The sequence below is a fragment of the Caballeronia sp. NK8 genome (genome assembly GCF_018408855.1).
Lineage (GTDB): Bacteria > Pseudomonadota > Gammaproteobacteria > Burkholderiales > Burkholderiaceae > Caballeronia.
Window position 1 is genome coordinate 745,408 of the sequence record NZ_AP024324.1, and the last position, 11,989, is coordinate 757,396.

General features: G+C 61.8%; 11 protein-coding genes and 1 pseudogene. 8 read left to right on the plus strand and 4 right to left on the minus strand.

Translation table 11 applies throughout. The annotated features are described in order from the left end of the window. Positions 1-9: 9 nt before the first annotated feature. The 4 genes from NK8_RS25085 to catA are packed head-to-tail and all read left to right on the plus strand — an operon-like array spanning position 10 to position 3,991. Positions 10-1,599 (plus strand): aromatic/alkene/methane monooxygenase hydroxylase/oxygenase subunit alpha, encoded by a 1,590-nt coding sequence (locus tag NK8_RS25085; RefSeq protein WP_213230873.1) that lies wholly within the window; start codon positions 10-12, stop codon positions 1,597-1,599. A gap of 22 nt (positions 1,600-1,621) precedes the next feature. Continuing rightward, complete coding sequence (locus tag NK8_RS25090; RefSeq protein ID WP_213230875.1) at positions 1,622-1,984, plus strand: phenol hydroxylase subunit P4; 363 nt, start codon at positions 1,622-1,624, stop codon at positions 1,982-1,984. 14 nt (positions 1,985-1,998) lie between these two features. Continuing rightward, complete coding sequence (locus NK8_RS25095) at positions 1,999-3,063, plus strand: NADH:ubiquinone reductase (Na(+)-transporting) subunit F (protein ID WP_213230878.1); 1,065 nt, start codon at positions 1,999-2,001, stop codon at positions 3,061-3,063. A 19-nt stretch (positions 3,064-3,082) separates the two neighbouring features. Further along, entirely contained in the window at positions 3,083-3,991 is a 909-nt protein-coding gene (gene catA / locus NK8_RS25100; protein ID WP_213230881.1) for a catechol 1,2-dioxygenase, read from the plus strand. A gap of 15 nt (positions 3,992-4,006) precedes the next feature. On the opposite strand, the gene NK8_RS25105 is transcribed toward catA, so the two are convergent. Further along, positions 4,007-4,348 (minus strand): helix-turn-helix transcriptional regulator, encoded by a 342-nt coding sequence (locus NK8_RS25105; RefSeq protein WP_213230884.1) that lies wholly within the window; start codon positions 4,346-4,348, stop codon positions 4,007-4,009. Positions 4,349-4,433: 85 nt separating this feature from the next. Here NK8_RS25105 and NK8_RS25110 point away from each other — a divergent pair, with 85 nt between their 5' ends. Both NK8_RS25110 and NK8_RS25115 read left to right on the plus strand, forming a co-directional pair. Beyond that, entirely contained in the window at positions 4,434-5,672 is a 1,239-nt protein-coding gene (locus tag NK8_RS25110; RefSeq protein WP_213230885.1) for a nitrate/nitrite transporter, read from the plus strand. Positions 5,673-5,947: 275 nt separating this feature from the next. Then, positions 5,948-6,700, plus strand: a complete 753-nt coding sequence (locus NK8_RS25115; protein ID WP_213230886.1) for a hypothetical protein — start codon at positions 5,948-5,950, stop codon at positions 6,698-6,700. A 77-nt stretch (positions 6,701-6,777) separates the two neighbouring features. Here the strand turns inward: NK8_RS25115 and NK8_RS25120 are convergent, their stop codons facing one another. Continuing rightward, entirely contained in the window at positions 6,778-7,596 is an 819-nt protein-coding gene (locus NK8_RS25120) for a DUF5677 domain-containing protein (protein WP_213230887.1), read from the minus strand. Positions 7,597-7,608: 12 nt separating this feature from the next. Next, a complete protein-coding gene (locus NK8_RS25125) occupies positions 7,609-9,054 on the minus strand; it encodes a hypothetical protein (RefSeq protein WP_213230888.1) in 1,446 nt (481 codons plus the stop codon). Between the two features lie 414 nt (positions 9,055-9,468). On the opposite strand from NK8_RS25125, the pseudogene NK8_RS25130 reads away from it, so the two are divergent. Both NK8_RS25130 and NK8_RS25135 read left to right on the plus strand, forming a co-directional pair. Further along, positions 9,469-9,681, plus strand: a pseudogene (locus tag NK8_RS25130) (anion permease); the annotation flags it as partial. Between the two features lie 69 nt (positions 9,682-9,750). Further along, positions 9,751-10,341 carry a YSC84-related protein gene (locus tag NK8_RS25135; RefSeq protein ID WP_213230890.1) on the plus strand — a complete coding sequence of 197 codons (591 nt, stop codon included), beginning with the start codon at positions 9,751-9,753 and terminating at the stop codon, positions 10,339-10,341. A gap of 107 nt (positions 10,342-10,448) precedes the next feature. Here NK8_RS25135 and NK8_RS25140 read toward each other — a convergent pair whose 3' ends face one another. Next, a complete protein-coding gene (locus NK8_RS25140) occupies positions 10,449-11,969 on the minus strand; it encodes an amidase (protein ID WP_213230892.1) in 1,521 nt (506 codons plus the stop codon). Positions 11,970-11,989 lie beyond the last annotated feature (20 nt).

Here is an 11,989-nt window from a genome sequence, read left to right on the forward strand (position 1 = left end):
GACAGGCAAATGAGCACACAACCGAACACGCCGAAGAAGCTGAGCATCAAGGAAAACTACGCGATGCTCACGCGCGGCCTCGGCTGGGACACCACCTATCAGCCGATGGACGAAGTTTTCCCCTACGACCGCTTCGAAGGCATCAAGGTGCACGACTGGGACAAGTGGGAAGACCCGTTCCGTCTCACGATGGACGCGTACTGGAAGTATCAGGGCGAAAAGGAGCGCAAGCTCTACGCGATCATCGACGCGTTCCAGCAGAACAACGGCCAGTTCAACGTCACCGATCCGCGCTATATCAACGCGCTCAAGCTCTTTCTGACCGGCGTGAGCCCGCTCGAATATGCGGCGCATCGCGGTTTCGCGCTCGCGGGCCGCAACTTTCGCGGCGCGGGCGCGCGCATCGCGTGCCAGATGCAGGCGATCGATGAACTGCGTCATGCGCAGACGCAGGTGCATACGATCAGCCACTACAACAAGTACTTCAACGGCTTTCACGACTTCAGGCACATGCACGACCGCGTGTGGTACCTCTCCGTGCCGAAGTCGTACTTCGAGGACGCGATGAGCGCCGGCCCGTTCGAGTTCGTGACGGCCATCTCGTTCTCGTTCGAATACGTGCTGACCAATCTGCTGTTCATGCCGTTCATGTCGGGCGCGGCGTTCAACGGCGACATGGCGACGGTCACGTTCGGTTTCTCCGCGCAGTCCGACGAATCGCGCCACATGACGCTCGGTCTCGAAGTCGTGAAGTTCCTGCTGGAGCAGGACCCAGGCAACGTGCCGATCATCCAGAAGTGGATCGACAAGTGGTTCTGGCGCGGCTATCGGCTGCTCACGCTCGTCGCGATGATGATGGACTACATGCTGCCCAAGCGGATCATGTCGTGGCAGGAAGCGTGGGAAACCTACTTCGAGAAGAATGGCGGCGCGCTCTTTCACGACCTCGAACGCTATGGCATTCGCATGCCGAAATATCACGACGTCGCGATGAAGGAGAAAGACCGCCTCTCGCACGAAGCGTGGGGCATCTTCTACAACTACACGCACGCGGCGGCGCTGCACACGTGGATTCCTTCCGACGATGAAATGCAGTGGCTCGCGCAAAAGTATCCGGCCACGTTCGACAAGCTGTATCGCCCGCGCCTCGAATACTGGCGCGATGAGCAGAAGGCCGGCCGCCGCTTCTACAACGACACGCTGCCGATGCTGTGTCAGACCTGCCAGATACCGATGGCCTTCACCGAGCCCGACGACCCGACCAAGATCTGTTATCGCGAGAGCGATTACCTCGGCAACAAGTTCCATTTCTGTTCCGACGGCTGCAAGGACATTTTCGACAACGAGCCCGAGAAATACGTGCAGGCCTGGATGCCCGTGCAGCAGATCTATCAGGGCAACTGCTTCCCCGAAGATGCCGATCCGGCCGCGCCGGACTTCGATCCGATGCGTGAAGTGCTGCGCTATTACCACATTCACGCAGGCGAAGATGGCCACGAGTTCGAGGACTCGCCCGATCGCGCGAACTGGCTGCGCTGGACCGGCAAGCCGAGCCACGGCGGCGAGGAAGCACCCGAAGCGAATCAGCAGGCCGCGTAACGCACAACACAGGAGACGAATCATGTCAGTCATCGCGCTGAAGAAAGGCTATAGAGGCGAGATCAGGGATCGCGTCGAGAACTATCGCGGCAAGCAGTTGCTCTTCGTCGGCTGGGAGGATCATCTGATGTTCTGCGCGCCGCATTGCATTCCAGTCGAAGCGGCCACGCCGTTCCGGGCACTCGTCGACGAGATGCTGCCGGCGATGTATGCCTCGCATCCGGACTGGTGCAAGGCCGATTTGCGCGCCGCCGAATGGTTCAGGTCGGGCCAGCCGTTCACGCCCGATTTCGATGCGACCATCGGCGAGAACGGTCTCGGCCACAAGGCGGTCATTCGTTTCCGCACGCCGGGATTGAACGGCATCGGCGGATCGTGCAGCTAGCAGGAGATGATGCGATGAGCTATCAACTGACCATCGAGCCGATCGGGCAGACCATCGAGATCGAGGACGAGCAGACCATACTCGACGCCTGCATGCGCGCGGGCGTATGGCTGCCGCATGCGTGCTGCCACGGCCTGTGCGCCACCTGCAAGGTGCAGGTGCTGGACGGCGAGATCGAGCACGGGCAGGCTTCGCCGTTCGCGCTGATGGACTTCGAGCGCGACGAGCGCAAGTGCCTCGCCTGCTGTGCGACCGCGCAATCGGATCTGACGATCGAAGCCGATATCGACGAAGACGAGGACGCTCAGCACTTTCCCGTGCGCGACTACACCGGCCGCGTGAAGGAGATGATCGATCTCACGCCGACGATCAAAGGCATCTTCGTCGAACTGGACGGCGACGGCATCGAGTTTCAGGCTGGGCAGTACGTGAACGTGCACATACCGGGCGAGGACATGCCGCGCGCGTTTTCTCTGGCTGACAAGCCCGCGTCGCGCACGGTCATCGAGCTGAACGTGCGGCGGGTGCCCGGCGGCAAGGGCACGGGCTATCTGCACGAACGGATCGGCGCCGGCGACGAGATCCGCTTCAGCGGTCCGTATGGGCGCTTCTTCGTGCGCAAGTCGGACGCGCAGCCGGTGATCCTGATCGCGGGCGGCTCGGGCCTGTCGAGTCCGAAATCGATGCTGATCGACATGCTCGAAGAGAACGACGCGCGCAAGATCACGCTCGTCTATGGCGCGCGCAATCGCGCGGAGCTCTACTACCACGAGCTGTTTCTGCAACTCGAACGCGAGCACGCGAATTTCACCTACGTGCCGGCATTGTCCGATGAAGCGGCGGATTCGCCATGGCAAGGTTTTCGCGGCTATGTGCACGACGCGGCGAAGGCGCATTTCGACAACGTCTTTCGCGGACACAAGGCGTATCTGTGCGGGCCGCCCGTGATGATCGAAGCGGCGATCCGCACGCTGATGCAGGGTCAGCTATTCGAGCGCGATATCTATACGGAGAAGTTTCTCACCAGCGCGGACGGCGCCGAGGCGCTCGCGAAAAGTCCGCTGTTCAAATCGATCTGAATACATACGGAGACAAGCCATGAACCACGATACGATCGACGCCCTCTTGCAAACGATCAACGACAGCGCGACGAGCGAAGGCAATCCGCGCACGAAGGCCATCGTCAACCGCGTCGTGCGGGATCTGTTTCATACGATCGAGGACCTCGATGTTACGCCGGACGAATTCTGGACCGCGCTCAATTTCCTGACCGAGACGGGCAAGCGCGGGGAATTCGGCCTGATCGCGGCGGGACTCGGCTTCGAACATTTTCTCGACCTGCGGCTCGACGATGCGGAGCAGAAGGCGGGCATGGAAGGCGGCACGCCGCGCACGATCGAAGGGCCGCTGTATGTCGCGGGCGCGCCCGAGTCGAATGGCCATGCGCGCATCGACGACGGCACGGATCCCGGCCAGACCCTCGTGATGCGCGGCCGCGTGCTGGGCGATGACGGCAAGCCGCTCGCGCACGCGCTGGTCGAGGTATGGCACGCGAATCATCTGGGCAACTACTCGTACTTCGACGCGTCGCAGCCCGCGTTTAATCTGCGCGGCTCGATCCGCGCCGATGCGCAAGGCCGCTACAGCTTCCGCAGCGTCGTGCCGGTGGGATACAGCGTGCCGCCGGGCGGCAAGACCGAGCAGTTGCTCGATCAACTCGGGCGGCATGGACACCGGCCCGCGCATATCCACTTCTTCGTGTCGTCGCCGGGTTATCGCAAGCTGACGACGCAGATCAATATCGAAGACGATCCGTATCTGTGGGACGACTTCGCGTTCGCCACGCGCGACGGTCTCGTGCCCGAGCTCAAGAAGGCCGAGGGCGCGCAGGGCGAGCCTTACGGCGTGACAGGCAATTTCGCGCTGATCGACTTCGATTTCACGCTGTCGCGCGAACGCGGCGACGTGCCGACGACGCAAGTGCAGCGCGCACGCGCCGCGGCCTGAAGGGCGACGGCGTATTCATCGAGGCCGACGCAGAACCTGACCAAGATCGCCGAGAAAGCGTTCGATCGAGGCGTCATCCAGTTTGTAGTAGACCCAGTTCTTGATCTTCTTGGAGGTGACCAGCCCTGCGTTTGCAAGAGCCTGCATATGCGTGGTCACCGTCGGCTGGCTCAGACCGATCTTCTCCGTGATGACCCCGACGCAGACGCCGTCCTCGACGAGGTCGCCGTCCTGCTGCGGAGGGAAATGCTTCTGCGGATCGGTCAGCCAGATCAGAATCGTGAATCGGCGGCGGTTCGAAAGCGCGTTCAGGGCCTCATGCAGCCGCTTCTCATCCGCAGTGGTCGTTCTCTGCATAGGTCGGCGTTTCTCCTTGACACGTTGACGCATCGAATATAGAAATAGACCTATATTGATTTCAATCGATATAGGATAACCGGCCATGGAGACGGATGCAATCGCTTGCTCCGAAGCGGGTAGCGCCACGCGTGCAATCGGTATTGCTGTCGTTTTCACGCTCTACACGGCGGTCGCGTTCGGCTTCGGTATCTATCTCTTCGGTTTGATCGTCACCGCGATGCGGGAGAGCATCGCATTCGATTACGCCGCGATGGGTATTGCAACCGGGGGAGCACAGATTGCGTATCTCGTCGCGGCCCTGCTCTGTCCGCTTCTGACGAGGCGGTTTGGCGCGGGCTGGGTCATCGTGAGCGCTGTCGCTGCGTCGGGCCTGTTGCTGCTGGTCTTCGCGGGGATTCAGAACGTTCTGCAGGGCGCGGTCGTTATGGCCGGTCTCGGCGCGACAGCGGCCTGCATGATCGTTCCGACCGTCGGCGCGATTTCGACATCCGTCCCGTTTGCTTACCGGTCTCGCGTCAACGGGCTGGTATCGAGTGGCACGGCCTACGGCCAACTGGCCAACGCCATGCTCGTGCCGTGGCTTCTGACAGGCCACGGCTGGCGATCGGTATGGCTCGTGACGGGCGCGGTGTCGCTCACGGTCATGCTGCTCGGATTCGTGACGCTCCGATTGCTCGCCTCTCACGTATTCGTCCGTGACGTGTCGCCGGGTTCGATCGATGATCGCGGACCCAGCGAGTCAGGCCGAATCGTCACGGCGCGCAATCTGACCGTCTGGATACTGCTGGCGCTTGGTGGAGTGGTCTGCGGGCCGTGGCAAAACTATCTGTCGAGCTTTCTGACCGAAGAGCGTGGACGTTCACTGGAGACGATCGGACAGCTCTGGTCGATCATCGGCGTGACCGGGCTTTTCAGTGGATTTCTGGCTGGCGTGCTCGCGGACAAGGTCGGCGTGCGGATCGCGCTCATCGTCTCTTATGCCACGCTCGCCTTTTCAGCCATCCTGATCGCTTTTCAGACAGAACTCTGGCAGTTGCGCGCGGCTGCCGTTTGTTTCGGATGGTCGTTCTATGCCATCTACGGCCTTATTCCCGCTTATATCAGCAAGACCATCGAGCCTCAGTCGGCGACCAGGGTTTTCGCCGTCGCCAATGTTTTCCTCGGTTTGGGCACGACGTTGGGCAATGCCATCGGGGGACGTATTCCGGGTTGGTATGGATCGCTGCAGGGCGTGTTTATCGTCGCGTCGGTGCTCGCGTGCGTGGGTGGGGTCGTTACGTTGGTTCTGCAGGATGAACGGCGGCTGGGTTCTGGCTTGTGAGCATGGTCGGGCGGTGTTTTCTTTGGTGCTTGTGATCAGGGCCTGTCGTTGCGTTGGTCCGATCTTTGTTGTTGTTGCTATGTGCAGTTGTGGTGACGAAAGATGGCAATCGACCCTCTCCGGACCTTGAACGCGGCCTCACCTCTACGGCTGCTTCGATGTGTTTAACGGCCATCCACACATCCGAGTCCGCAGGCAATTCGTTGGCGGCTTTGCGCATGGTACGCTCATCGGGCAACCTGCCACATCGACCGCAACGAACAAAGAGAGGCCTGATGACCCGCGTGTTACTCCCGCTTGATCAACCGGAGGCGTGGCCCGCTCCACTGGTGTCTCTCCTAGGCGGCCTCCACGAATTGTTTCTTAACTGGCAGATCGCCCCGTGGAAAGTGAGCCCGCAGGACTATGACCGAGCGATCCTTGCCGTGGGCGATGCGCTCAGGCCGTATTCGATTACCGGCTGGCACTGCACCCGCATCACAGATGCCGAGATCGCGCAGATCGTCCGATCTGGCATGCAGTTGCCCAACGGTACGACGCTGCGCCGTCGTATCGATGCGCTGGTGGCGTCAGGGCAGTTGCCGAGCGACATTGGTGACCGCCTCGCAGCGGCCAATCAGGCTGACGAGACCAACCGCGCTGGCCGGCTGTGGTTCTGCTTTTTTCCGCCGCATCGGGCAGGCGAACATGGCATTGGGCGCTTTTTCCGCCACTGGGGCGGCGAGGCGCTTTATAACTCGCATGAGGGCAACCCGGTGACGTCACCGGTCCTGCGCGCGATCGGGACACCGTGTGTGATCGAAGCCGACGTGCCCGTTGCCTCACTCGTCCCCGGTGCCGGCCTTGCGATGAAGGCCGTTCGCATCTACCTTATTAGCCGCGGCTACGAGACGGATGAAACGATGGAGTACGAAGACAGAGGAGTGCAGTCCATAGCGGCGGACTGCGTCAGGCGGGTGAGCCGGTATCCCGAACGCGACTTCATGGAGCTCACCGGATGCGCGACCTGGCGACGTCCGCCCGTGTGACAAGGAGACGCTGTTCCAGAATAGGGTCGGCCTCTGCGAGCGCCGGTAGCGCGGCAAGGGTAAATGATCGCCGGGGTTCAGCCCTGCCCTTCCTCAGCGCTCGCCGCTTCGAGGTCCGGCCTAAGGATGTTCCAGTGCAAAGCGAGATCGAGGCGTTCGGCGTGGAATTCAACCAGCCCCATGTTTTCGACGGCGAGGATGATCAGGTGGATGGCAGCGGCATTGGCACATAAAAGCGTCGACGCCATGTCGGACGTGTCGGGACCGAAGAAGTAGACGTCCGGCTCACCATCGATGCCCTCTCTCATGTGGCGGACGAATGCACCCAGCGTCGCGTGTGCTCCGTTCCCGGACGTGAACCTGTACGAAAGTTCGTAGAGCAGCGTCAGATCCGATGCGTGTGCAAGCGTCGCAAGTTTCAGTGATCGCGGCCGTTCGTACCGCGCTTCGATCTCGGCCTTCCTCCTTCTGAAATCTTCCAGCCGCTCGTCGTTCGCGTCGTTTCCATTGAGTTCGAGAACCCTGTTACATACGCCGAGATCGTGCGCTGCATCGTCCTCGCGCAGGCGCTCGAGAGTTCCCGCGACCTTCACCAACCCGGCCGTGACGATTACAGACTCTGTGCACAGGCGCGCCAACGCGCGCGCTTCTGGTAGCGCTCCGCGCTCGGCCATCAGAATGCACCCCTGGAAAGCCCCCAACGCCCGCACGAACCCGGCAATGGCCCACTTCGCTTCCTCTGTGAGCCCGTCCAGAGCAAAGGCTTTCCGCATTCGCATTCCCATTTCGTTCGCGCGTTCTGCGAACTCGAAGGGCCCGGCATACAGTTCACGGGCTGCTGTCTGCCAGCACGTAAGATCGCCGGACAGGAAACCGACTTCATCAAAACTCGCCATAGCTTTCTCCGGTCATCGCACACAATGTCGCGCCAGCAGCCGGTCGAAGAACTCAGCAACGCATTGTTGAGCGTGTGTGCCGACCTTGCGCTGTTCCAGATCGACATCCAAGAATTCGTGCCCGCCGAAGCGGTAAACCTCGTACCCCATCAGCCGCAGCCGTCGGTCCTCCGCTACCATCTCGGCGTAGCGCTGTGCGTTCGCGATGAACCGATCCGGCGCGAGGGGATCCGGTACTGCGTAGTGGTGGCGGCCATCGACCTCGATCACAATGCGCACACCCTGCCCCAGCATCAGCAGAAAATCCATGCGCTGGCGCGCCAAGAACTGCTCGTCGCCGCGCTGGCGCCTAGTGTAGGGGTCGTAATGCAGATAGACCTGAGGAATCAGCGCCGGCAACCGGTCGCCAAGCGAGCCACCGAAGCGCTCGTAGTAACCGTGGAAAACGGCAAACTCACCCGCCGAGCGAGCACCGAGCACTGTCTGGCGCAGCCGTCGGAACAACTGCTCCTTCGCGATTGCCGGGTCGCTGATACCTTGAAGTTCGGCATACCAGTCCCGCAGGTCCTTCCAGAGCAGCAGTCCTGAACTGGGTAAGGGACGGTCGAAGACCAGCACCTTGTCGGCATGCTTGACGATCTCGACGTCGTTGTTCACAGCATCGCGAAAGACCAGTTCCGGCTTCTCGCCGATCGAGGCGAAGATTAGGTTCTTCATTGCTCCGGCGACGCCGGCCTGAGCCCGGACCACCCCGTAGATGGCGTACCCGGACTCAACGCTGGTTTGCCGAACCGTAAAGCCATCCCGCCTCAGTATCGCGCCAATCGCAGTGGCCAGCTCCGCCTGCTCTGCATCGCGGCGTGTCATGGGGTGCAGAAGCTTGGTCAGCAACGCAAAGAACCGCGTCTGGCTGCACGTCAGCGCGCCGCATTGCGTCAGCAACTCTTCGTGCGACCAGTCGTCGTTGCGCAAACAGTGCTGGACTATCTGCCCGTGCAGACTGGTGCGGCCGAGCACCCCTGTCGCATCGTCTTGGATGACCGAGACACCGAACACCTCTCTGAGGCCGTCAATCAGCGACAGTTCGCCGAACAGGGATGCCAAAGGATTGAGGGCCTTGAGTATGTCACGCCGGACCAAAGCACTCACTCGATGCTCGGCGTGGACTGTCATCTCGCTCACGGTGTCTGCGAGATCCTCCGATGGGTACTCGCGCAGCACCCGCGTTGACAAGCCGAGAAGGTCCGCCTCACTCCACGAGAGGATGCGTCGCCGGACGTACAGCCGCTTGCTGCTGAAAGCCTCCTGCGCATCGCCTTCCTCGACGGCCTTCTGAATTCCCATGCGGACACAGGCGTCCGGAACTTCATAGGCCTTGGCTGCGGCGACGGCCTGTGCGATCTGCTCCCTGAGCGTGTCGAGAGGAATGACCGCCTGCTTGACTAGTGACCCCTGCATTGCTTTTCCACGGCGTTACATGAGTTAACATTTTGACAGCTTTCGGAACGAAGCAGCTGCTCCACTGTCAGCTGTGCGGGTTGATCACTGACGGCTTCTGGCCAGATCCTGCCCGAAGCCGCACGCACTCAAACCATCGCCGACAGCCGCATTCGCGGAAAGCGAAACGTTCACAGCCCGGAGTCGGCAGCTATCACAGCGCGCTGGAGTGTGAGTCGTGGAGCGTTGAATAGTAAGTTGATACAACTCCGTCATCCATTGGTGACGCTCTAAAAGTCGGCATCGAATTGATGGAGCCCATACGCATTGCATTGCCTTCCGTCATCCGTTGAATAGTATGCATGCGCGTGCAAGTCACGACAGATCATCATCGTCGACTTTGAAAGCACACGAAAAGCCAAAGCCCCCCATTAATATGTGGCGCCGTTCATGCTGATGATGGCGGCCGGCTCGGCGATCATGATGACGCTGACCCACTATGCGACGGGCACCTCGCCGATCATCTTCGGTAGCGGCTACGTCACGATGGGAACCTGGTGGCGCGTCGGTTTTGTGATGTGTTTGATGGAGCTGCTGATCTTCGCGGTGGTCGGCAGCCTCTGGTGGAAGATGCTTGGCTTCTGGTGAACTTGATGGCCTGCTCGGCATCGCGTTTCGATACTATGGGTTTTATGAATTCCACAACGGAGAACAACGATGCATAGACGAAACTTCATGGTCAGGTCGACCGCGCTTCTCGCGCTTGGAGGGCTCGCGCTTTCTGGTTGCACCGCCAATCGAAACGCCGGAGCCGAACAGGCTGCGGGCGCGGCCGATCTACGGCGCTCCATCGACGCCGACGTCGATGGCACCCTTCAGCGCCTCTACGCCACCGTAGGCGGCTCACGCGAACTGGTGGCGAAAGCGAGCGGCGTGCTCGTGTTTCCTTCGGTGCTCCAGGCGGGCTTCGTCGTCGGCGCACAGTACGGAAAGGGATCGCTTCGTGTGGGTGGGCACACGGTCGGCTATTACAGCACGACTTCGGGCTCGCTCGGTCTGCAAGCGGGCGCGCAATCGAAGGCGCTGATCTTTCTGTTCATGACGCAGGACGCGCTCAACAAATTCCGCAATTCCGACGGCTGGTCGGCGGGGGCAGACGCTTCCGTGGCGCTGGTCAGGATGGGCGCAAACGGCCTGATCGACACGACCACCGCGACAAAACCGGTCGAGGCGTTTGTACGGACCAACGCAGGTTTGATGGCCGACGCCTCACTTCAGGGAACCAAGGTGTCTCGCCTGAGCGAGTGACCCCTTTCAGGGCGCCGTCGTGGCGGGGGACATACAGCCGGTCCCCTCGACGCCGCGCGCCCGGATGAGGCTACCGCTGTCTGAGGTGTATTGAAGCCGACCACCCTTCAATCCCCGCGCCCCTGCTCATACGCATAGGCATACCCAAGCAACGCCGCCTCATCCCACAAGCGGCCAACGAAGATCAACCCGAACGGCGAACCCGACGCGTAATACCCCGCCGGCACCGCAATCCCCGGCAGTCCCGCGATATTGATCTCGCCCACCGTCGTTTCCTGAATGGTCTCTTTTCCATGAAGCGCGGGCAGCTCGCAGCGCATCTGCGGAAAGACGAGCGCATCGAGCCGATGCCCATTCATGACGCTCTCGAAGATGCGCAGATAGCGCGCCTTCAGTTCGACGAATTCGGGCAAGTCGGGCGGCATCGACGGATCGGCCAGCGCTACCCTGAAGTCCGCGAGACTGTGCAGATAGTGCAGCACGCCGTCCGGTCCGAAAGGGTCGTCGTCCCTGGTCGCGTCGGCGAACGCCGCGAAGGTTTTCAGCGGCGCATGCTTGCCCAGGCGCGCCAGATACTTCTCGAGATCGTGCGGAATCGATTCGAGACCGCGCGCATCGAAGTTGTGAAGTGGATGGGTCGGCTTGCGCAATCCGGCGAATCCGGAGCCCTCGAACGGATCGTCGATCAGGGTTGCGCCGAGCGCGCGAAGTTCGCCCTTCACGCGCTCGTACAGCGTCGCGGCTTCATCGGAAAGCGGCTGGGCGCGCCATCCCGGGCCGTACAGGCCGATCCGCTTGCCGGCGAGCGCGTTCCGGTCCAGCCCCGCCGCATAGCCGCCTTCCGGCTGCCGGCCGACGCTCGCGAGCGTCTTCGGGTCCTCGCCCGAATATCCCGCGAGGATGTCGAGACACAGCGCAGCATCCCTGACATTCCGGGCGATCGGCCCGACCACATCGCGATTGCCCGACAGCGGCACAACACCGGCGTTCGGCACCAGCCCGATGGTCGGCTTGATGCCGACGAGGTCCTGCGCCGACGCCGGATTCTGGATCGATCCGCCGGTTTCTTCGGCGAGCCCGAGCACCGCCATGCCCGACGCCACCGCCGACGCCGTCCCCGCGCTGCTGCCGCCCGGTACGCGGTCCGGCATCACGACGTTGAACGTCGGTCCCGCCCAGCTATCGTTCGCATGCGTGCCGGTATGGCTCAACACCGGCACGTTCGTCTTGCCGAGCATGATCGCGCCCGCGCGCCGCATGCGCGCGACGACCGGTGCATCGCGTTCGGGCATCAGATCGATGCCGCCGGTCTTGCTGTACAGCTTCGCCCATCCCGCCGTGGTCGGAAAGCCGACCATGTCCATCGGATCCTTGATGACGACCGGCACGCCCGCGAGCGGCCCCAGCCGTTCGCCGGCAGCGCGTCGTGCGTCGATCGCGCGTGCATCGTCGATGGCCGCCGGGTTCAGGAAGATCAGCGCGTTGACCTTCGCGTTGTGGCGCGCGATCCGCTCGAAAGAGGCGCGCGCCAGTTGCTCGGCCGTGAACCTGCCGGTCCGAAAGCCCTCTTGCACGGTTTCGACGGTGAGCCCGTCCAGATCGATGTCCATCGCACTGCCTGTCGCCATTCGATGCTCCTGTGAAGTTG